Annotated in this window: 21 protein-coding genes and 1 tRNA gene; 11 read left to right on the forward strand and 11 right to left on the reverse strand. The window is 60.3% G+C overall.

Annotation, left to right across the window (positions count from 1 at the left end; all coding sequences use genetic code 11):
* Entirely contained in the window at positions 1 to 1,308 is a 1,308-nt protein-coding gene (locus ACJ8PL_RS18645) for a CYTH domain-containing protein (protein ID WP_442531321.1), read from the reverse strand.
* Between the two features lie 278 nt (positions 1,309 to 1,586).
* Here ACJ8PL_RS18645 and ACJ8PL_RS18650 point away from each other — a divergent pair, with 278 nt between their 5' ends.
* Positions 1,587 to 2,207 carry a TIGR04211 family SH3 domain-containing protein gene (locus tag ACJ8PL_RS18650; protein ID WP_016930153.1) on the forward strand — a complete coding sequence of 207 codons (621 nt, stop codon included), beginning with the start codon at positions 1,587 to 1,589 and terminating at the stop codon, positions 2,205 to 2,207.
* 122 nt (positions 2,208 to 2,329) lie between these two features.
* A complete protein-coding gene (locus tag ACJ8PL_RS18655; RefSeq protein ID WP_049299879.1) occupies positions 2,330 to 3,574 on the forward strand; it encodes a multifunctional CCA addition/repair protein in 1,245 nt (414 codons plus the stop codon).
* Positions 3,575 to 3,614: 40 nt separating this feature from the next.
* Here the strand turns inward: ACJ8PL_RS18655 and bacA are convergent, their stop codons facing one another.
* Together bacA and folB are read right to left on the reverse strand one after the other, a co-directional pair.
* Positions 3,615 to 4,439, reverse strand: a complete 825-nt coding sequence (gene bacA, locus ACJ8PL_RS18660; RefSeq protein ID WP_016930155.1) for an undecaprenyl-diphosphate phosphatase — start codon at positions 4,437 to 4,439, stop codon at positions 3,615 to 3,617.
* Between the two features lie 133 nt (positions 4,440 to 4,572).
* Positions 4,573 to 4,932, reverse strand: coding sequence for a bifunctional dihydroneopterin aldolase/7,8-dihydroneopterin epimerase (gene folB, locus ACJ8PL_RS18665; protein ID WP_015379095.1), 360 nt, complete (start codon positions 4,930 to 4,932; stop codon positions 4,573 to 4,575).
* Positions 4,933 to 5,039: 107 nt separating this feature from the next.
* Here folB and plsY point away from each other — a divergent pair, with 107 nt between their 5' ends.
* Entirely contained in the window at positions 5,040 to 5,678 is a 639-nt protein-coding gene (gene plsY / locus ACJ8PL_RS18670) for a glycerol-3-phosphate 1-O-acyltransferase PlsY (RefSeq protein ID WP_004937201.1), read from the forward strand.
* 30 nt (positions 5,679 to 5,708) lie between these two features.
* Here plsY and tsaD read toward each other — a convergent pair whose 3' ends face one another.
* Positions 5,709 to 6,722 carry a tRNA (adenosine(37)-N6)-threonylcarbamoyltransferase complex transferase subunit TsaD gene (gene tsaD, locus ACJ8PL_RS18675; protein WP_028127590.1) on the reverse strand — a complete coding sequence of 338 codons (1,014 nt, stop codon included), beginning with the start codon at positions 6,720 to 6,722 and terminating at the stop codon, positions 5,709 to 5,711.
* A 325-nt stretch (positions 6,723 to 7,047) separates the two neighbouring features.
* On the opposite strand from tsaD, the gene rpsU reads away from it, so the two are divergent.
* The 3 genes from rpsU (at position 7,048) to rpoD (ending at position 11,147) form a co-directional block, all read left to right on the forward strand.
* Positions 7,048 to 7,263: a 30S ribosomal protein S21 gene (gene rpsU / locus ACJ8PL_RS18680; RefSeq protein ID WP_001144069.1), complete on the forward strand. Its 216-nt coding sequence runs from the start codon at positions 7,048 to 7,050 to the stop codon at positions 7,261 to 7,263.
* A 136-nt stretch (positions 7,264 to 7,399) separates the two neighbouring features.
* A complete protein-coding gene (gene dnaG / locus ACJ8PL_RS18685) occupies positions 7,400 to 9,148 on the forward strand; it encodes a DNA primase (RefSeq protein WP_079450151.1) in 1,749 nt (582 codons plus the stop codon).
* A gap of 157 nt (positions 9,149 to 9,305) precedes the next feature.
* Positions 9,306 to 11,147, forward strand: a complete 1,842-nt coding sequence (rpoD, locus tag ACJ8PL_RS18690) for an RNA polymerase sigma factor RpoD (RefSeq protein ID WP_004937194.1) — start codon at positions 9,306 to 9,308, stop codon at positions 11,145 to 11,147.
* A gap of 55 nt (positions 11,148 to 11,202) precedes the next feature.
* Here the strand turns inward: rpoD and ACJ8PL_RS18695 are convergent, their stop codons facing one another.
* Positions 11,203 to 11,655: a nuclear transport factor 2 family protein gene (locus ACJ8PL_RS18695; RefSeq protein WP_079451628.1), complete on the reverse strand. Its 453-nt coding sequence runs from the start codon at positions 11,653 to 11,655 to the stop codon at positions 11,203 to 11,205.
* 17 nt (positions 11,656 to 11,672) lie between these two features.
* Positions 11,673 to 12,161 (reverse strand): G/U mismatch-specific DNA glycosylase, encoded by a 489-nt coding sequence (gene mug, locus ACJ8PL_RS18700; protein WP_117287290.1) that lies wholly within the window; start codon positions 12,159 to 12,161, stop codon positions 11,673 to 11,675.
* A 146-nt stretch (positions 12,162 to 12,307) separates the two neighbouring features.
* On the opposite strand from mug, the gene ACJ8PL_RS18705 reads away from it, so the two are divergent.
* Positions 12,308 to 12,383: transfer RNA gene (locus ACJ8PL_RS18705), tRNA-Ile, on the forward strand.
* A gap of 113 nt (positions 12,384 to 12,496) precedes the next feature.
* On the opposite strand, the gene ACJ8PL_RS18710 is transcribed toward ACJ8PL_RS18705, so the two are convergent.
* On the reverse strand, positions 12,497 to 12,901 hold the full coding sequence (locus tag ACJ8PL_RS18710; protein WP_016930161.1) for a winged helix-turn-helix transcriptional regulator: 405 nt from the start codon (positions 12,899 to 12,901) through the stop codon (positions 12,497 to 12,499).
* Positions 12,902 to 12,997: 96 nt separating this feature from the next.
* Here ACJ8PL_RS18710 and ACJ8PL_RS18715 point away from each other — a divergent pair, with 96 nt between their 5' ends.
* The 3 genes from ACJ8PL_RS18715 (at position 12,998) to ACJ8PL_RS18725 (ending at position 15,235) form a co-directional block, all read left to right on the forward strand.
* On the forward strand, positions 12,998 to 13,606 hold the full coding sequence (locus ACJ8PL_RS18715; protein ID WP_016930162.1) for an FMN-dependent NADH-azoreductase: 609 nt from the start codon (positions 12,998 to 13,000) through the stop codon (positions 13,604 to 13,606).
* Between the two features lie 147 nt (positions 13,607 to 13,753).
* Positions 13,754 to 14,656 (forward strand): pirin family protein, encoded by a 903-nt coding sequence (locus ACJ8PL_RS18720; RefSeq protein ID WP_306376962.1) that lies wholly within the window; start codon positions 13,754 to 13,756, stop codon positions 14,654 to 14,656.
* A gap of 138 nt (positions 14,657 to 14,794) precedes the next feature.
* Positions 14,795 to 15,235 carry an aminoglycoside N-acetyltransferase AAC(6')-Ial gene (locus ACJ8PL_RS18725; RefSeq protein ID WP_016930164.1) on the forward strand — a complete coding sequence of 147 codons (441 nt, stop codon included), beginning with the start codon at positions 14,795 to 14,797 and terminating at the stop codon, positions 15,233 to 15,235.
* On the opposite strand, the gene ACJ8PL_RS18730 is transcribed toward ACJ8PL_RS18725, so the two are convergent.
* On the reverse strand, positions 15,236 to 15,952 hold the full coding sequence (locus tag ACJ8PL_RS18730; protein ID WP_234214309.1) for an HPP family protein: 717 nt from the start codon (positions 15,950 to 15,952) through the stop codon (positions 15,236 to 15,238).
* Between the two features lie 171 nt (positions 15,953 to 16,123).
* On the opposite strand from ACJ8PL_RS18730, the gene yfcF reads away from it, so the two are divergent.
* Positions 16,124 to 16,759 (forward strand): glutathione transferase, encoded by a 636-nt coding sequence (gene yfcF, locus ACJ8PL_RS18735; protein WP_004937171.1) that lies wholly within the window; start codon positions 16,124 to 16,126, stop codon positions 16,757 to 16,759.
* Positions 16,760 to 16,832: 73 nt separating this feature from the next.
* Here yfcF and ACJ8PL_RS18740 read toward each other — a convergent pair whose 3' ends face one another.
* The 3 genes from ACJ8PL_RS18740 to ACJ8PL_RS18750 are packed head-to-tail and all read right to left on the reverse strand — an operon-like array spanning position 16,833 to position 20,865.
* Entirely contained in the window at positions 16,833 to 18,074 is a 1,242-nt protein-coding gene (locus ACJ8PL_RS18740; RefSeq protein WP_028127589.1) for an aromatic amino acid transport family protein, read from the reverse strand.
* A gap of 58 nt (positions 18,075 to 18,132) precedes the next feature.
* Positions 18,133 to 19,587, reverse strand: a complete 1,455-nt coding sequence (locus ACJ8PL_RS18745) for an NAD-dependent succinate-semialdehyde dehydrogenase (protein WP_016930168.1) — start codon at positions 19,585 to 19,587, stop codon at positions 18,133 to 18,135.
* 12 nt (positions 19,588 to 19,599) lie between these two features.
* On the reverse strand, positions 19,600 to 20,865 hold the full coding sequence (locus tag ACJ8PL_RS18750) for a 4-aminobutyrate--2-oxoglutarate transaminase (RefSeq protein WP_079451624.1): 1,266 nt from the start codon (positions 20,863 to 20,865) through the stop codon (positions 19,600 to 19,602).
* Positions 20,866 to 20,872: the final 7 nt, after the last annotated feature.

The following is a 20,872-nucleotide window of genomic DNA, read 5'->3' on the forward strand; positions in this document are numbered from 1 at the left end:
TTAACGAAGCGCGCCGTTTAACCAGAATGGCGCATGCGATAAGGCCTGTTTGCGGCTGGCTTCATACCAGCCCTGACGGCGCTCGCTCAGCGCCGCCTGCAGCTCGCGCCAGGCCTCAATATAAGGCCCGGTCTGCTCGTCGGGATAAGCGCCCGACAGCAGGACCAGCGCCGAAATCTGACGCGTCAGGCGCGGCAATTGTTCCTGATATTCATCTTCGTTCAGCGTACGGCTGAAGGCCTCTTTCAGCTCTGCGCCGCTGCGCCCCAGCATGATGTCGCTGAAGCGTTTGAAAGAACCATCCAGCTTGGCCTGTGCTTTGGCGTCGATAAACGGTCGCCAGGCGCCGCTCACCAGCCATGATGTGAGCGCCAACTTACATTGCAGGTAGACCGCGCTGTAGCACAGGGTCTCTGGTTGCGCGGTTTTGTCCGCCAACAGCGGTTCGAGCTCGGTCAGGCGGGCGCGCATATCGGCGCTGGCCTTGCGCGGCACCAGGCCGCCGAAGATCACCAGCGCCTGGCGGATCGTTCCGACCGCCTCAATCACCGAAGCGCGCGCCTGCGCGTCGCCGCGCAGCCACAGCTCTTCATGGTACTGCCAGTGGCTGAGCGCCAGCTCGAAGGCGGCGATCATCCCCTGCTCTACGGTCGCCTTCGCCGCCGGCTTCAGCACCCGCAGCGGACGCACCTCACGCGGCGGATTGCCCTGCGCCAGGTGGTAACCGCGCGCCGCCTTGCTCAGGCTGCCCTGACGCAGCCCGTCGTGCGCCGCCAGCTCACCGGCCAACGCCAGCAGATCGGCGGTATTGCCTTTCAGCAACTCCAGTTCTATCTCACTCAGGGCTTCGCTGAGATCACCGGCGCGCACCTCACCCTGATCCAAGCCAATCTCTATCTCGCTTTGGCCGTAAGTAACCACCCACTTCTCACGCACGAAATCAGTACGGAACAGCGGTTGCAACGCCTGCTGCAGCGCCGCGATATCGCAATCCTGCGGCCAGATGTCGGCAGGGAACTGCGCCAACGCCAGCTGCGGCTCGGCGATAGCGACATTGTATTCCGGGCGCTGGTGCAGGCCGCCCACCACTTTACCGGCGGTTTTGATGGTCATCTCAAAGCGATCGTCGAAACCGCGAATGCGCAGCCCCATGTCGTGACGGCGCAGGAAGTTGTCGGCCGTTTCGAAGTAAATGTTGGTCAGCTTTTGCGGCGCGGAATGCTGATGCGGCCAGGCGGCGAGCCAGTGTGGCAGAGCGGCCACCGCTTGCGGCGCGGCGATGAATTTCAGTTCAATTTCAACGGTCATAATTCTTTAACACCAATAAGTTACGCATTCGCGTCGGTTTCAGCGCGGCGCGCTCGGCCCACCGTATGCTGCCCACTGACGCACAGTTGTCATTATCTTACCGCGATTCCCGGCGCCTTAACCCTGCTAACTGTAGAAAAAACCTGTTACGTTATAAAACGCTGCGCAACTCACAGAATCAGCCACAGTAAGATAGTTCTCATTCCGGTTTTGGCGTTGCGTCGTCAGACTGAACCCTCTACTATCGTTCCATAAATTCACCCAGAAACGATGAACTAATGCAGAAATTACGCCTGATTTTCCTTGCCGCGCTGAGCTTCAGCATCACTTGGGCCGCACATGCCGAAGATAAACGCTATATCTCCGATGAGTTAAGCACTTACGTCCATAGCGGCCCAGGTAATCAGTACCGTATTGTCGGCACTCTGAACGCCGGTGAAGAAGTGACCTTGCTGAGCGTCAACGACAGCACCAATTACGGCCAGATCCGCGATCCGAAAGGCCGCACCACCTGGATCCCGCTCGATCAGCTCAGCCAGACGCCAAGCCTGCGCACCCGCGTGCCGGAGCTGGAACAGCAGGTGAAAACCCTGACCGACAAACTGGCCAACATCGATAACACCTGGAACCAGCGTACCTCGGAAATGCAGGAAAAAGTCGCGGGCAGCGACAGCACCATCAGCAGCCTGCAGAAGGAAAACCAGGATCTGAAAAACCAGCTGGTGGTCGCGCAGAAGAAGGTCAACGCCGTTAACCTGCAGCTCGACGACAAGCAGCGCACCATTATCCTGCAGTGGTTCATGTACGGCGGCGGCGTTGCCGGCGTCGGTTTGCTGTTGGGCCTGCTGTTGCCGCACCTGATCCCGCGTCGCAAGAACAACAATCGCTGGATGAACTGATTTCAGTATCGTTCAGTTTGAGTATGGGCGCCTGCGGGCGCCTTTTTCATTGGCGCCGACATCCCGCGGCCAATTCATGTAATCTGATAGACAGGGCCTTACACGATATTCAGGAGTCAACAGTGCAGATTTATCTGGTCGGCGGTGCCGTTCGCGACAGCCTGCTCAACATTCCGGTGGTCGATCATGATTGGGTGGTGGTGGGCGCCACGCCGGCGGAGTTGCTGGCGTTGGGCTACCAGCAGGTCGGCAAAGATTTTCCGGTGTTCCTCAATCCCGATACCCACGAGGAGTATGCGCTGGCGCGCACCGAGCGCAAATCCGGCCAGGGGTACACCGGTTTTACCTGCTATGCCGCGCCGGACGTGACGCTGGAAGACGATCTGCTGCGGCGCGATCTGACCATCAACGCCATCGCCCGTTCCGCCGAAGGGGAACTGATTGACCCTTACGGCGGCGTGGCCGATCTGCAGGCGCGCGTGCTGCGCCACGTTTCCGACGCGTTCGGCGAAGATCCGCTGCGCGTGCTGCGCGTGGCGCGATTCAATGCTCGCTTCGCTCATCTGGGTTTTCGCATCGCCGACGAAACGCTGGCCCTGATGCGCCGGATGGCGCACAGCGGTGAACTGGCCGCGCTGACCGCCGAACGCGTCTGGAAAGAAACTGAAAAAGCGCTGCAAAGCCAGAGCCCGCAGGTCTATTTTCAGGTGCTGCGCGACTGCGATGCGCTGGCGGTGCTGTTCCCGGAAATCGACGCGCTGTTCGGCGTACCGGCCCCCGCCAAGTGGCACCCGGAGATCGACACCGGCGTACACACGCTGATGGCGCTGGCGATGGCCGCCCGCCTCACGCCGGAGGTGGACGTGCGCTTCGCCACGCTGTGCCACGATCTTGGCAAAGGGTTGACGCCGAAAGCGTTCTGGCCGCATCACCACGGCCACGGCCCGGCGGGCGTACGGCTGGTCGAGGCGCTGTGCCAGCGGCTGCGGGTGCCCAACCCGGTGCGCGATCTGAGCAAGCTGGTGGCCGAGTACCATGATTTGATCCACACCGTGAACAAGCTGCGGCCGGAGACCCTGCTGAAGCTGTTCGACGCCATCGACGTCTGGCGCAAGCCCCAAAGGCTGGAGCAGATGATCCTGACCAGCGAAGCGGACGCGCGCGGCCGCACCGGCTTTGAGGAGAATCCTTATCCGCAGGGCGACTATCTGCGCCAGGCGTATCAGGTGGCGAACGCGGTATCGATTAAAGAGGTGGTAGCCAGCGGGCTGCAGGGCACCGCGATCCGCGATGAGCTCAAACGCCGTCGCCAGCAGGCGCTGGCCGACTGGAAGCTCAACCAAACCATCCTCAACGATCAGGCATAAAAAAACCCCGCAGAGCGGGGTTTTTTACTTGCCATCGTGCTTACAGGAATACCATGTAAACCACGGCCGCCACGATAAAGCGGTAGATGGCGAACGGCACGAACGAGATGCGTTTGATCAGCGACAGGAAGGTCTTGATCGCAATCAGCGCCACCACGAAGGCAGTAACGAAACCGACGGCGAACATCGGCAGATCGCTCCAGGTCAAGAAGTGCAGGCTCTTGTACAGATCCAGACCGCTGGCGCCAATCATCATCGGCACCGCCAGGATGAAGGAGAACTCGGACGCCGCATAACGGTTTACGCCCACCAGCATACCGCCGGCGATAGTGGAACCCGAACGGGAGAAACCCGGCCACAGCGCCAGGCACTGGAAGCAGCCAATCATGAACGCCTGGCGGTAGGTGATGTCATCCAGCCCTTCCGCTCTCGGTTTCTTCGGCTTCAGCCATTCCGCCGCCAGCAACAGCAGGCCGCCGACGACCAACGCGTACATCACGTTTTTCGGCGCGAACAGCGATTTAATTACATCGTGGAATACCAGACCCAGCACCACCGCCGGGATCATCGCCAGCAGGATATGCCCCAGCTTCAGTTGGCCGCTGGTTTTGCCCTCGTGCTCCACTGGCTTGCCGCCGAAATGGATGCCGATCAGGCCGAACAACCGGCGCCAGAACATCACCACCACGGCCAGGATCGACCCCAGTTGGATGATGACTTCAAAGGTTTTGGCTTTGTCGCCGGTAAAACCCAGCCACTCGCCAACGATAATCATATGCCCGGTGGAAGACACCGGCAGAAATTCGGTTAACCCTTCGACAACCCCAAGAACAAACGCAATAAACAGTGAATGCATGTCAGCCATGTGCTTCGCTCACCCCATAAAATAACGGCCATCACATAAAAAAGCGGCAGTGCTTAAAAGACAATGCCGCTAAAACAATTCTCAGGATTAAGACCAGTTTAACGGTCTTTCGTTGCAAGCAGATGACATAAAATCATGCGGGACGAGTGCCGCGCTCAATGATCACGCCGACCCGATTGGCATGTGCTACAGCGCCCGGTTTGCTGACCTTAATACGGACCCACGGGGAATTGAAGCGCTGAAGCAAAATTTCGGATATTTCCTCCGCCACGCGCTCCACCAGCGCGAAGCGGTTCGACTCAACATGCTGGATCACGGCGTCGCTGACATCGGCATAGCTCAGACAGTCATTTACATCGTCGCTGGCGGCGGCCGGCCGGTTATCCCAGCCCATTTCGATATCGAACACCAGCTTCTGACGAATGCCCTGTTCCCACTCATAAACGCCAATGGTGGTAATTACGGTAAGCTCTTCAATAAATACGATATCCATCACGTCATTCTCTGTTTTTGGCCTTGCCGGATACCACTTCCAGCGGAATGTGCGTATTATCCATAGATGTTGCGAGTAAAACGACCATTATTAAACGGAACCGCGTTATGAGTGCTACCGCGCTTGGCATGATTATCTTCGCGTATCTGTGCGGCTCGATTTCCAGCGCGATCCTGGTTTGCCGGATCGCCAGGCTGCCGGATCCGCGTGAACATGGCTCAGGAAACCCCGGGGCGACCAACGTCCTGCGCATCGGCGGCCGGCTGGCGGCGGCGGCGGTGCTGGTGTTCGATATTCTGAAAGGGATGCTGCCGGTCTGGCTGGCCTACAAACTCGATGTGCCGCCGCTGTATCTCGGCCTGACGGCGATCGCCGCCTGCCTGGGGCACATCTATCCGGTGTTCTTCCACTTCCGCGGCGGTAAAGGCGTGGCGACGGCGTTTGGCGCCATCGCGCCTATCGGCTGGGATCTGACCGGCCTGATGACCGGCACCTGGCTGTTGACGGTGCTGCTCAGCGGCTACTCTTCGCTCGGCGCCATCGTCAGCGCGTTGATCGCCCCGTTCTACGTCTGGTGGTTCAAACCGCAGTTCACCTTCCCGGTAGCGATGCTCTCCTGCCTGATCCTGATGCGGCATCACGACAATATTCAGCGCCTGTGGCGCGGCCAGGAAGGCAAGATCTGGGGCAAGTTCCGCAAGAAGAAAAACGACGCGGATAACGGTGACCAGCCGAGAGAAGAATAACAGAAGGGCCGGATAATCCGGCCCTTTGTTTTATACCGCAGGCAGTTCCGCCAGCGGCCAGCGCGGCCGCACGGAAACGCTCAGCGCCGGGTTGGCGCCGCTCTTCAGGCGCACCATGCCGGCATAGGCGATCATCGCGCCGTTGTCGGTGCAAAATTCCGGGCGGGCATAGAACACTTCCCCGCCGCGCTTGTGCATCATCTCCGCCAGTTTGGCGCGCAGCGTGCGGTTGGCGCTCACGCCACCGGCCATCACCAGGCGTTTGAAGCCGGTCTGCTCCAACGCGCGTTTGCATTTGATCGCCAGCGTATCCACCACCGCATCCTCGAAGGCGCGGGCGATGTCGGCACGCGTCTGATCGTCGTTGCCGTTGGAGCGAATGGTGTTGGCGGCAAAGGTTTTCAGCCCGGAGAAGCTGAAGTCCAACCCCGGACGATCGGTCATCGGCCGCGGAAAGGTAAAACGCCCCGCCGTGCCCTGCTGCGCCATCTTCGACAGCATCGGCCCGCCGGGATAATCCAGGCCGAGCAGCTTGGCGGTTTTGTCGAACGCTTCGCCGGCGGCATCGTCGATCGACTCGCCCAGCAGTTCATATTCACCGATGCCGGTGACGCTGATCAGCTGAGTGTGGCCGCCGGAGACCAGCAGCGCGACGAACGGGAACGCCGGCGGGTTATCTTCCAGCATCGGCGCCAGCAGGTGGCCTTCCATGTGGTGCACCGGCACCGCCGGCACGTTCCAGGCGAACGCCAGCGCACGCCCCACGGTAGCGCCGACCAGCAGCGCCCCCACCAGGCCCGGCCCGGCGGTGTAAGCCACGCCGTCGATATCGGCCGGGGTCAGATTGGCCTCTTTCAGCGCCGCCTGAATCAGCGGCACGGTTTTGCGCACGTGATCGCGGGAGGCCAGTTCCGGCACCACGCCGCCGTAGTCGGCGTGCAGCTTCACCTGGCTGTATAATTGGTTGGCCAACAAACCGGTTTGATCGTCATACACTGCAATTCCGGTTTCATCGCAGGACGTTTCTATACCCAGTACTCGCATTACATTTCCCATCATTCACGTGCGGCCGCCAGTCTACCACATTCCGCCGCATTTACCGCCGATGCGGCGCATCTTGTCACCGGCTTGCGCCTATGTCGATGATTCATCCAGAAAATGCCCGAGCGATTAAACACGAGCATTTTTTTCTGATTAGTCTATAATCAGCGCCCGGTGCAAAATTGCGCACGTTGCGGCAGAGCGACGCGGGTTTCAATTTGCTGTGATGCTTTACAAAGCAGCATCCATTGGAGTAAAATTCCGCACCATTTTGAAAAGGCTGGCGCTTGGCCAGCAGCAAACCGAATTTTATTGAGGTGAGAGGCACATGCCGGTAATTAAAGTACGTGAAAACGAGCCATTTGACGTTGCTCTGCGTCGTTTCAAACGCTCTTGCGAAAAAGCGGGTGTTTTAGCTGAAGTTCGTCGTCGTGAGTTTTATGAAAAACCAACTACCGAACGTAAACGCGCTAAAGCTTCTGCTGTGAAACGTCACGCGAAGAAACTGGCTCGCGAAAACGCACGCCGCACTCGTCTGTATTAATTCTTCGGGGGCAACCCCACCGCGTGAATTTCTGATTTTCAAAATCGCGCAGACCGAGTAGTTGCATACGAAGGCCGTGCTTTCCGAAAGGAATGCGCGGCTTGTTCTCGTTTATAGGCTAATGAAGTAAGGGCTTATGGCTGGACGAATTCCGCGCGTATTTATCAATGACTTGCTGGCTCGCACCGACATCGTCGATTTGATCGACGCCCGCGTGAAGCTCAAGAAGCAAGGCAAGAACTATCACGCGTGCTGTCCGTTCCACCACGAAAAGACGCCTTCCTTTACCGTTAATGGCGAAAAGCAGTTTTATCACTGTTTTGGGTGTGGTGCGCACGGCAACGCCGTCGACTTTTTGATGAATTACGACCGACTCGAGTTTGTCGAAACCATCGAAGAACTGGCGACCATGCACGGGCTGGAAGTGCCTTACGAAGCGGGCACCGGGCCAACCCAGATCGAGCGCCATCAGCGCCAGAGCCTGTACCAACTGATGGAACAGCTCAGCGCGTTCTATCAACAGTCACTGCAGCAGTCCTCCGGGGCGCCGGCGCGCAGCTATTTGCAGCAGCGCGGATTGAGTGACGACGTTATTCGCCATTTCGCCATCGGCTTCGCGCCGGCGGGATGGGACAACGCCCTGAAGCGTTTCGGCCGCGACGCCGACTCGCGCCGCGCATTGAACGATGCCGGCATGCTGGTGACTAACGATCAGGGGCGTTCGTACGACCGTTTCCGCGAACGGGTGATGTTCCCCATCCGCGACAAGCGCGGGCGCGTGATCGCCTTCGGCGGCCGCGTCCTGGGCGACGGTATGCCGAAGTACCTGAACTCGCCGGAAACCGAAGTTTTCCATAAGGGCCGCCAGCTGTACGGCCTGTATGAAGCACAGCAGAACCACCCTAACCTGCAGCGGCTGCTGGTGGTGGAAGGGTATATGGACGTGGTGGCGTTGGCGCAATTCGGCATCGACTATGCCGTCGCCTCGCTCGGCACCTCGACGACGGCGGAACACATTCAGCTGTTGTTCCGCGCCACCGACAACGTCGTCTGCTGTTACGACGGCGACCGCGCCGGCCGCGAAGCGGCCTGGCGGGCGCTGGAAACCGCGCTGCCATACCTGAATGACGGGCGCCAGCTGCGGTTCATGTTTTTGCCCGACGGCGAAGACCCGGACACGCTGGTGCGCAAGGAAGGCAAAGAAGCCTTCGAACAACGAATGGAGCAGGCGCAGCCGCTGTCCACGTTCCTGTTCGAAAGCCTGCTGCCGCAGGTGGATCTGAGCAGCCCGGACGGGCGCGCCAAGCTGAGCACGCTGGCGCTGCCGCTGATTACTCAGGTGCCGGGCGAAACGTTGCGCTTGTACCTGCGCCAGGAGCTCGGCAACAAGCTGGGGCTGCTGGACGACAGCCAGCTCGACAAGCTGATGCCCAAGCAGGCTGAAAATGCGAATCCTTATCAGGCGCCCCAGCTAAAACGCACAACCATGCGTATACTGATAGGGTTACTGGTGCAAAATCCGCAGTTGGCTACACTTATCCCTTCGCTGGAAGGGTTGGAGCAGACCAAACAGGCGGGATTGCCGCTGTTCGTCGAACTGGTGCAGACCTGTTTGGCGCAGCCGGGCCTGACGACCGGGCAATTGCTGGAGCTGTATCGCGACAACAAATTCAGCCAGCAGCTTGAAACCTTGGCGACCTGGAACCATATGATCGTTGAGGACATGGTCGAACAGACCTTTTTGGATACATTGGCCAGCCTGTACGACTCGGTGCTCGAGCAACGGCTGGAAACGCTGATCGCGCAGGCCAGAACGCGCGGCCTGAGCCCGGAGGAACGTGAAGAAGTCCGTTCCCTCAACCAGGTTTTAGCGAAGAAAAACTGAATACCAAACGGCTTAAGTGCCGATAATTGCGAGGGCAGAGCCCTGCACAGTGCCGCCATAGTGGGCCGCGGCGATAACGAAAACGCCCCAAATGCTATTGTTGGCGGTTTCGCCGACCGACACCAACCTAAATACTCTGAAGTGTGGATACCGTCTTATGGAGCAAAACCCGCAGTCACAGCTGAAGCTACTTGTCACCCGTGGTAAGGAGCAAGGCTATCTGACCTATGCTGAGGTCAATGACCATCTGCCGGAAGATATCGTCGACTCCGATCAGATCGAAGACATCATCCAGATGATTAACGACATGGGCATCCAGGTGATGGAAGAAGCACCGGACGCCGATGACCTGCTGCTCGCCGAAAACTCGAACAGCACGGACGAAGATGCGGAAGAAGCCGCCGCACAGGTTCTGTCCAGCGTGGAATCCGAAATCGGCCGCACCACCGACCCGGTGCGCATGTACATGCGCGAAATGGGCACCGTCGAACTGCTGACGCGCGAAGGCGAAATCGACATCGCCAAGCGCATCGAAGACGGCATCAACCAGGTACAGTGCTCGGTTGCCGAATACCCGGAAGCCATCACCTACCTGCTTGAGCAGTACGATCGCGTCGAAGCGGGTGAAGCGCGCCTGTCCGATCTGATCACCGGCTTCGTCGATCCTAACGCGGAAGAGGACATCGCCCCCACCGCGACCCACATCGGTTCTGAACTGTCGAGCGAAGAGCAAGACGACGACGAAGAAGATGAAGACGACGAAGACGACGACACCGAAGACGATAACAGCATCGATCCTGAGCTGGCGCGTCAGAAGTTCGCCGAGTTGCGCGATCAGTATGAAGCGACGCGTTTGGTGATCAAGAAAAACGGCCGCAGCCACGCTAGCGCCGCGGACGAGATCCTGAAGCTGTCTGAAGTGTTCAAGCAGTTCCGCCTGGTGCCGAAACAGTTCGACTTCCTGGTCAACAGCATGCGCACCATGATGGACCGCGTTCGCACCCAGGAACGCATCATCATGAAGCTGTGCGTTGAACAGTGCAAAATGCCGAAGAAAAACTTCGTCACCCTGTTCGCCGGCAACGAAACCAGCGATTCCTGGTTTGAAGCCGCGCTGGCGATGGCCAAGCCATGGTCGGAAAAGCTGAAAGACGTTGCTGAAGACGTGCAGCGCAGCCTGCAGAAACTGCGTCAGATCGAAGAAGAAACCGGCCTGACCATCGAGCAGGTCAAAGACATCAACCGTCGCATGTCGATCGGTGAAGCGAAAGCCCGCCGCGCGAAGAAAGAGATGGTTGAGGCCAACCTGCGTCTGGTTATTTCTATCGCCAAGAAATACACCAACCGCGGCCTGCAGTTCCTGGATCTGATCCAGGAAGGCAACATCGGCCTGATGAAAGCGGTAGACAAGTTCGAATACCGCCGCGGCTACAAGTTCTCGACGTACGCCACCTGGTGGATCCGTCAGGCTATCACCCGCTCCATCGCCGACCAGGCGCGCACCATCCGTATTCCGGTGCATATGATTGAGACCATCAACAAGCTCAACCGTATTTCGCGCCAGATGCTGCAAGAGATGGGCCGCGAGCCGACGCCGGAAGAGCTGGCCGAGCGCATGCTGATGCCGGAAGACAAGATCCGCAAAGTGCTGAAGATCGCCAAAGAGCCAATCTCGATGGAAACGCCGATCGGCGACGACGAAGATTCGCATCTGGGCGACTTCATCGAGGATACCACCCTCGAGCTGCCGCTGGATTCCGCGACCTCGGAAAGCCTGCGTTCCGCCACCCACGACGTGCTGGCCGGCCTGACCGCGCGCGAAGCGAAAGTGCTGCGCATGCGTTTCGGCATCGACATGAACACCGACCACACGCTGGAAGAGGTAGGCAAGCAGTTTGACGTTACCCGTGAGCGTATTCGTCAGATCGAAGCCAAGGCGCTGCGCAAGCTGCGTCACCCAAGCCGCTCCGAAGTGCTGCGCAGCTTCCTGGACGACTAAGTCCGGCTGCCGCACCCAAAACAAAAACCCCGGCCTGCCGGGGTTTTTTTATGCCTCAGAACATGCCGTTGCCGCTGGCAGTTTTCTCCGGCACCGGCTGCGTCACGTCCCAGTGTTCAACGATCTTTCCGGCGCTGTCCAGACGGAAGATATCGACGATCGCCGCGGTTTTACCGGCCTCGCGCCCGCTGACTTCCACATGCAAAATCACGAAGTCACCGTCGACGAACGCCTGCTTCACTTCACTGTGCGAGTTGGGGTAGCGCGTTTTCAGCAGCTCGACAAATTGACGAAAACCCGCCACGCCGTCTTTGGCATTGGGGTTATGCTGTTTGTATTGTTCGCCCAAAAACGGCCGCGCCGCCGCAAAATCCTTGTTGTTCAGCCCCTGCCGATAAAACTCCAGCACGTTCTGCTTGTTGCGCGCTTCCTGCGGCGAATGCCCCGCCTGTGCGGCGCCGGTCACCAACAGCAACGCCATCAAACAGCCTTTCATCATCGATGTCATCGCACACTCCCCTTATCTCATTGCAGCGCCAGGAACAGCTCGCGATAGCTGGCGGTCAGTTGCTCCAGCGTGGCGCGATTCAATCCGCTGGGGTTGGGCAATACCCACACCTCGGTTTGCCCCAGCATCATCGCCTGCTTGCCCCAGGGCGCGTTTTTCACCCCGAAGGCGGTGGTGAATGCCTGTTTGCCCAAGATCGCCAGCGCGCGCGGCTGATAGCGCAGGATCTTCTCTTGCAGCGCCTCACCGCCGCTGCGCAACTCGTCGCGCGACAGCTCGCTGGCCGCCACCGTCGGGCGCGCCACCAGCGCGGTAATGCCGCAGCCGTTGTCCTTCAGCTGCTGCCACTGCTCCGGCGCCAGCTGGCGCTCGGTAAAGCCGGCCTGATGGATCACCTTCCAGAAACGGTTGCTGCCGTTGGCAAAAGGATAGCCCTGATGGGCGGAAGAAAGGCCGGGGTTGATGCCGCAAAACACCACCCGCAGATTGGGCGCCAGAAGTTCCATGAGTGTCGTGAGTCCATTGCAGGGATTTACTGCGGTTATCGCAAAATCCGCCAGCAATTACAACAGGCTAGAACTGCGCAGAAAAGCAACATACGGGCGGGTAACAGTAGACCGATGCTTAAGGATTCCCTATAATCTCGCGGCTTGGCCCCTTAGCTCAGTGGTTAGAGCAGGCGACTCATAATCGCTTGGTCGTTGGTTCAAACCCAACAGGGGCCACCAAATTATCAAGGGGTTACGTTAACAGCGTAGCCCCTTTAGTTTTTTCTGCGGCGCAACCAGGCGTTCGCCTCTTTTGCAACAGAACGCAAATTTCATTCGCCCCCCTGCCGCCTCTAGCGTGAATTAACATCCTCACCGGCCTCGCTATTTTGCGCGTCGAATGCAGTTCTCGCCGCATCAATATCGGCAATATGTTCATTCGCCCAGGTTCCCAGCGCGATGACGGGTACGGTCAATGAGCAACCGAGCGGCGTCAATTCATATTCGACGTGCGGCGGCATGACGGCAATAACTGTCCGCTTGACTAACCCATCTCGTTCCATATTGCGCAGGCACAGCGTCAGCATCCGCTGAGATATTCCATTGATTGTACGCTTTATTTCAGTGAATCGGCGTGGCCCGTTCGCCAAGAGCATAATGATCAGGACACTCCACTTCTCACCAACGCGCGCCAATACCTGGCTGATCTTTTGGCAGTCGGCATGTCTTAAATCTCGAGGTTGATCAGTCACATTCATGATACCGGGTTCTCCTAATGTGCCTTATTGTCTGCCATTTTAGGGCATGGTTATATTGTTATCCCTGGTTACCATTTTATACCTAAGGATTTCACCATGACACTGCTTCATATCGATTCCAGCATTCTCAACGAACAGTCGGTAAGCCGCCAGCTCACGGCGGCGATCGTCAAACACCTTTCTGTTGCCGAGCCGGACGCCAGGATCATCCACACCGATCTCGCCGCCGACCCGATTAACCACCTTTCCAGCGCCGAATTTTTGGCTCTGCAGGGCGTGGAGCCGCAAGACGAGCACGTCAAACAGGCCGTTGCCCGCAACGCCAAACTCGTCGACGACTTCCTTGCCGCCGATGTCATTATCGTCGGTGCGCCTATGTATAACTTTACGTTGCCCACTCAGCTGCGCGCCTGGCTTGACCGACTTGCAGTGCCAGGCAGAACTTTCCGCTATACGGAAAACGGCGCTGAAGGCCTCGCCAAGGGGAAACGCGTTATCGTTGCTTCCACCCGCGGTGGCCTGTACGGCGAAGGCACGCCACTGGCCTTCCTGGACCATCAGGAAACCTATCTGCGCAGTTTCTTCGGCTTCCTTGGCATTACGGACATCACCTTCATTCGAGCAGAGGGACTGGCACTCAGCCCGGAAAACCGCACTGTCGCCATCGATGCGGCGGCGGCTCAGATTGACGGCCTGACCGCTTAATCGAGCCTGTTCGGCACAACGATAACAGGATCGCGGCCAGTCCCTTTTTTGGGCTGGCCACCGGCGATGCAATACCGCTCAATCCTATGCCTGTGCCGCGTACCCCGGAATTCGTTCGCGCCGGATTTGTAAACTGGAGATTCAATCATGAACACCACGTTGACCTCGCCACTCGCGCCCAACCCGCGGCGTATTACACAACGCACCCGAGGCCAAAGCCACGGCCCGATCACCCGGCTGATGAGCCCTTCCGATCTGGGTCAAGTGCTTAAACCCTTCGTATTCCTCGATCTGTTCGATGCGGATCAGCGCACCATGGCAATGCTGGCCAACATGCCGCTGCATCCGCATTCAGGCATAGCCACCGTGACCGTACCGCTCGAAGGCGCTTTTCATTACGAAGATCCCGCCGGCGGCGCTGTCGGGACGCTCGGCTATGGCGCGGTGGAATGGGCGCGGGCGGGCGGCGGCATGTGGCACGGCAAGGAATTGTCCGCCACGGATACGCCGCGCATCCAGGGATTCCAGCTCTGGTTGGCCTTGCCCGCCGAACTGGAAAACGGTGAACAGGAAAGCCGTTATATCGAAGCCCAGAACATGCGCCAAATCGGGCCGGCGCATGTCATCATTGGCAACCATGAAGGCGTGCAAAGCCCGGTGCCCGCGCAGGAAGGCATCAATTACTTGCTCGTCACACTCAAACCGGGCGAACGCTGGACTTATCGGCCGCCAGCGCATCATTCTGTCGGCTGGCTCGCACTGGCCAAAGGCCGTCTCAGCGCCGGCGCTCCTGTCGACGCGGGCGAAATGGTGGTCTTCGAACCGGGGGAAATGCCCATTGCACTTGAAGCATCCGGCAATGAAGATGCCGTATTCGTTCTCGGCTCAGCCGTGCCTCACCCGCACCCGCTGCACCTCGGCGCCTATTCGGTACATACCTCAGCACCCGCGTTGGAAGCCGGTGAACGCCGCATCGCCGAACTGGGGCGCAGACTTGAAGAGGCCGGCGAGCGACGGACGGCTTCAGGCACGATCCCCGTCTTTCGATGACGTTGACGGTGCGGTCGCCATCTGTGGCGATAAATCCAGGATGCGCCAATCACGCATGCCGGCATGTCCGGCCGCTCACTGACGATGCAACGTGATATTATTCCCCATCACTTCTCTGCCATCAGATAAGGCCCCTGCATGATCGTCAACTGCGACCACGACAACCTCGACGCCTGGCTGGCGCTGCGCTCAGCGCTGTGGCCCACTTGTCCGTTGGAAGAGCACCGCGCGGAGATGCGCGAAATATTGGCTTCGCCGCATCACACCGCGTTTATGGCGCGGGGGCTGGACGGCGCTTTCGTTGGCTTTGCCGAGGTCGCGCTGCGCCACGATTACGTCAACGGCTGCGAATCGTCGCCGGTGGCGTTTTTGGAAGGGATTTACACCGTCGAATGCGCCCGTCGCCAGGGCTGGGCCGCGCACCTGATCGCGCAGGTGCAGGAGTGGGCGAAGCAACAGGGGTGCAGCGAGCTGGCGTCGGATACCGATATCGCCAATCTGGACTCCCAACGCCTGCATGCAGCGCTGGGCTTTGCCGAAACGGAACGGGTGGTGTTTTACCGCAAAACGCTGGGCTGATCAGGCAATCTTGCTTTGCCGCTGATGCGCCAGTTGCTCGGCGCGCAGCAGGATCTCCTGCAGATCGTCCTCGTCGATATCGAACAGATCCCCCTCCATCAGCGCCTCGTGCAGATCGGCGCGGGTAATGGAAACGGCATCGATCGGCAGATTGGCCGGTTTGGCCTCCGCCGGCGCCAGCGCGTGCGGGTAGCGCCGCCCGGCCAGGTTATTGAACAGAATGGCCAGCGCCGCCAGCAGCACCGAGTTCAGCAGCACCGGGTACAACACAAAGTGGTAGCCCATCTGGTGAATGCCGGGGCCGCCGAGGATGGCGGTCAGCGCCACCGCGCCGCCGGGTGGATGCAGGCAGCGCAGCTTGAACATCAGGCCGATGGCCACTGCCGCCGCCGCGCCGCAGGCCAGGCCGGGATCGGGGATCAGCAGACCGGCGCTGACGCCCACCGTCGCCGCCAGCGTATTGCCGCCGACGATCGACCAGGGCTGCGCCAACGGGCTGTTGGGCACGCCGAACAGCAGCACCGCCGAAGCGCCCATCGGCGCGATAAACCACAGGTTCACCTCGCCCAAAATAAAGTGGCTGATCCAGCCGGCGAGCATCAGCCCCAAACCGGCGCCGACGCTGGAAATCAGCATCTCTCGTTTGCCCACCGCCAGCGGGTGCGGCCACAGGCGCGCGCATCCCACTTTCACCCGTTCTATCCACTGCGTCTTCATGTTACCCAATACGGCTCAATTCACGTGTTGGCAACAAATATATCACATCATCCTGAAGGAACTCACGGCGCCGTAAACCGCGCCGCCCAAGAACTTTTAGGCTAACAGATTGATTTTTAGCCTCCCCTCAACAATGATGAATGTTCCCCCCTTAACCCCGAGGAACCGCCGATGTCTCAACCGATCACCGAGCTTTATACCGATAGTGAATTTTTCAGCCCGTACGCCATGTCCGCCTTTGTCGTGCTGACGGAAAAAGGCATTCCGTTCACCGTGAAACCGGTGGATCTGGCGAAAGAAGAGAACAAAGAGGCGGCCTACGCGGCGCTGTCGCTCACTCGCCGGGTGCCGACGCTGGCGATCGGCGAGTTCCAGCTGTCGGAGTCTTCGGCGATCGCCGAATACCTGGAAGACATCCACCCGGCCCACGCCGTGTATCCGCGCGACGTGAAGCTGCGCGCCAAGGCACGCGAGATCCAGGCCTGGCTGCGCAGCGATCTGCTGCCGATCCGCGCCGAGCGTTCGACCGAAGTGGTGTTCAACAACGGCAAGTTCCCGCCGCTGTCCGAAGCCGCGCAGGAGGCCGCGCGCAAGCTGATCGCCGCCGTGGAAAAGCTGCTGAGCCACGGGCAGGATAATCTGTTCAGGGAGTGGTGCATCGCCGACACCGATCTGGCGCTGATGCTCAACCGGCTGGTGATGCACGGCGATCCGGTGCCGGAGCGCGTGCGCCACTATGCGCACAAGCAGTGGCAGCGCCCGTCGGTGCAGGCCTGGTTGGCGTTGTCGGAAAAACGGCGCGCCTGAGAAAAAAATCGGCGGCCACGACGCCGCCGTTCTCAATGCCGAGAAACAACATCACTGCTTGAGGGAAGGCAAATCACCATCCAGAGGGCAGATAGCCTAACAATGAAGCGATGGCGTACACCGCGCTGGCCAGGTACAGCAACACAATGCTGACCTGCAGCAGCGGGTGCGTGATCCAGTTGCACTGCCAGCGCGGGGTCTGGTCACCGTGTTTGCGCGCGCCGCGCAAGATCAGCATCGGCATGATCGACAGGATCACCCCGCTGAACACTCCAGCGAAGTAGAGCGCGTTGACGAACGACACCAGCCCGCTGTAAGCCAGCGCGAACGGCGGCACCACCACCAGCAGCAGCACGCCGAAACGGCGCAGCGGCAGCTCGTCGTTGCCCAGCCTAAACTTGTCGAAAATATTGGTCAGAAAACTGCCGCCCAACCCCCAGTACGAGGTCAGCATCGCGCACAGCGCGAAGATGTTGGCGGAGAAGAACGCCCACTGCCCCAGCGCCTGGCCCCAGGAAATGGTGGCCACATCGGAGATGTCATCCAGCCCACTGAGCGCAATCACCGACATCGGCACCGCCGCCAGCAAAATGAAGGTCACGACCATGCCGACGATGATCGCCTTCGGCAGTTGTTCCGGCTTGTCGGCGAAGCCGCGCGCCATCTCCGGCACGATGTACTGCGCCGAGAAGCAGAACACCACCACGTTGAACACCGGCACCATATAGCGCCAGTCGCCGTCCAGCAGGTTGCGCATCTGGGTGGTGTCTTTCAGCAGCGTCGCCGCCACCAGCGCGGTCAACATCACCACCATGCCGATGCTGATGAACTTCTCGCCGCGGCCGATCGCTTTCAAACCGAGGTACAGCACGCCGGCGGCGGGCACGAAGAACAGCAGGCTGCCCAGCGCCGGCGAGATGCCAAACAGCGATTGCAGCAGCTTACCGCTGCCGGTCATGTAGGCGGTAAGCGCCCCGACGCTGTTGACGCACACCGAAGCGAACATCAGCCAGGCGCCCAGGCCGCCGACGTAGCGCTTCGCCAGTCCGCTCAGTTGCAGATGCGCGCGGGTGCGCAACGTAGATTCGGCAACGTACAGCATGGTGATGGTGGTCAGGCTCCCCACCAGCACCAGCCAAAACAGCAGCGGCAGAAAGCCGGCCTTGCTGGAGGCATAGGCGATGGAGAGCACCCCGGCGCCGATGTTGGTGCCGACGATCATCGCCACCCCTTCGAGGAAACTTAACGATTTGGCGGGTGCAGGTGCTCGCACCCCGGCGGCAAGCGCCGGAGAAACAGAGATATTATCAGACATGCATCATCCTTTATCGCCCGGCGACGCTGGCCGCCGGGATGGGTTAACGTCCTGACGCTCAACGGCTCACATCGATACACAGGTATTTCAGCTCCAGATATTCTTCTATCCCGTAGCGCGATCCTTCACGCCCGAGCCCTGACTGTTTCACGCCGCCGAACGGCGCCACTTCGTTGGAAATCAGCCCGGTGTTGATGCCGACCATGCCGTACTCCAGCGCTTCCGGCACGCGCCACTGGCGCGCGGCGTTCTGCGTGAACAGGTAGGCGGCCAGGCCGAATTCGGTGTCGTTGGCCATGGCGATGGCTTCCGCCTCGTCATGGAAGCGGAACAGCGGCGCCACCGGCCCGAAGGTCTCTTCTTTGGCGAAGCGCATCTTCTGCGTTACGCCGGTCACCACCGTCGGCTGGAAGAAGGTGCCGCCCAGCGCGTGCGGCTGGCCGCCGGTGGCGATCTGCGCCCCTTTGATCAGCGCGTCGTCGATATGGCTCTGCACCTTCGCTACCGCATCGCTGTCGATCAGCGGCCCCTGGGTGGTGCCTTCCTGGCTGCCGTCGCCGACGTTCAACTGCTCGACCGCCGCCACCAGTTTCTCCGCCAGCCGCTCGTAGATGCCGTCCTGCACGTAGATGCGGTTGGCGCACACGCAGGTCTGGCCGCTGTTGCGGAACTTGGAGGCCATGATGCCCGCCACCGCCGCGTCCAGATTGGCGTCGTCGAACACGATGACCGGCGCGTTACCGCCCAGCTCCAGCGACAGTTTCTTGATGCTCGGCGCGCACTGCGCCATCAGGATGCGGCCGACCTCGGTCGAGCCGGTAAAGCTCAGCTTGCGCACCACCGGGCTGTCGCACAGCACCTTGCCCACCTGCGCCGCTTCGCCAGTCACCACTTGCAGGACGCCGGCGGGAATGCCGGCGTCCTGCGCCAGTTTGGCCAGCGCCAGCGCGGTCAGCGGCGTTTGCTCGGCCGGTTTGACGATGATGGCGCAACCGGCCGCCAGCGCCGGCGCCACCTTGCGGGTGATCATCGCCGCCGGGAAATTCCACGGGGTGATGGCCGCGCACACGCCGATCGGCTGCTTCACCACCACTAGGCGCTGCGAAGCCTGCGGCGCCTGCAATACCGCGCCGTCCACCCGCTTGGCCTCTTCGGCGAACCAGGTGATGAACGACGCGGCGTAGGCCACTTCGCCGCGCGCTTCCGCCAGCGATTTGCCCTGCTCGGCGGTCATCAGCTGCGCCAGATCTTCCTGCGCGGCCAGCACCTTGTCGGCCCAGGCCAACAGCAGCGCGGAACGCTGCTTGGCGGTCAGCTGTTTCCAGTCGTTTTGCGCCCGCTGCGCCGCCGCGATCGCCTGCTGGGTTTCCTCTTCGCTGACCAGCGGAATGCTGGCCAGCTCGGCGCCGGTGGCCGGGTTGGTCACCGCTTCGCGCTTGCCGCTCAGGGCATCGCACCATTCGCCGTTGATCAGACACTGGCTGCGCAACAGCTCGGGATTGTTCAATTTCATGCCGTTCGCTCCTTAGTGGGCCAGCGCGCGGGACAGGATGCCCATCGCCTTGGTGAACTGATCGTCCGGAATGGTCAGCGGGTAGAGGAAGCGGATCACGTTGCCGTTCACGCCGCAGCTCAGCAGCAGCAGCCCTTCCTCCATCGCCTTCTGCTGCACCTGACGGGTGATCTCCGCCGAAGGCTTGCCGGTAGCCGGATCGTTGAACTCCACCGCCACCATCGATCCCTGCGCGCGCACATCGGCGATCGCCGGGCTGGTTTTGCGCGCCTGCTGCAACACTTCCACCAGGTGCTGCCCCAAGCGCTCGGCGCGCTGGCACAGCTGCTCTTCTTCGATCACGTCCAGCACCGCGTGCGCGGCGGCCACCGCCAGCGGGTTACCGGCATAGGTGCCGCCCAGCCCGCCCGGCGCCGGCGCGTCCATCACCTCGGCGCGGCCCGCCACCGCCGACAGCGGCATGCCGCCCGCCAGGCTTTTCGCCATGGTGATCAAATCGGGCTTAACGCTGTAGTGCTCCATGGCGAACAGCTTGCCGGTACGGGCGAAGCCGGTCTGCACTTCGTCGGCGATCAGCAGGATGCCGTGCTGGTCGCACAGCGCGCGCAGCGCCTGCATGAAATCGGCCGGCGCCACGTTGAAACCGCCCTCGCCCTGCACCGGCTCCAGCACAATGGCCGCCACCTGCTTGGGATCGATATCCGCTTTAAACAGGCGATCCAGGCTGTTCATCGCGTCTTCGGTGGTCACGCCGTACAGCGCGTTCGGGTACTGGCCGTGGAACACCGAGCCGGGGAATGGGCCAAAGCCCAGTTTGTAAGGCGCCACTTTGCCGGTCAGCGCCATGGTCATATAGGTGCGGCCGTGGAAGCCGCCGCCGAAGGTGATCAAGCCCGGACGGCCGGTGTAAGCGCGGGCAATCTTCACCGCGTTTTCCACCGCTTCCGCGCCGGTGGTGAAGAAAGCGGTTTTACACGGACCGGCGATCGGCGCGCGTTGGTTGATGCGCTCCGCCAACGAGACATAGCTTTCGTAAGGAACGATCTGATAGGCGGTGTGGGTGAAGGCCTGCAGCTGCTTTTCAATTGCGGCGATCACTTTCGGGTGGCGATGGCCGGTGTTCAGCACGGCGATCCCCGAGGCGAAGTCGATCACTTCCTTGCCTTCCACATCCCACAGCGTAGCGTTCTCTGCGCGCTCGGCGTAAAAACCACACATCACGCCCACTCCGCGCGGGGTGGCGTCCTGACGGCGTTGGTTCAATTCTGCGTTTTTCATGCTGTTC

Source organism: Serratia sp. CY83965, from assembly GCF_052166375.1.
GTDB lineage: Bacteria > Pseudomonadota > Gammaproteobacteria > Enterobacterales > Enterobacteriaceae > Serratia > Serratia marcescens.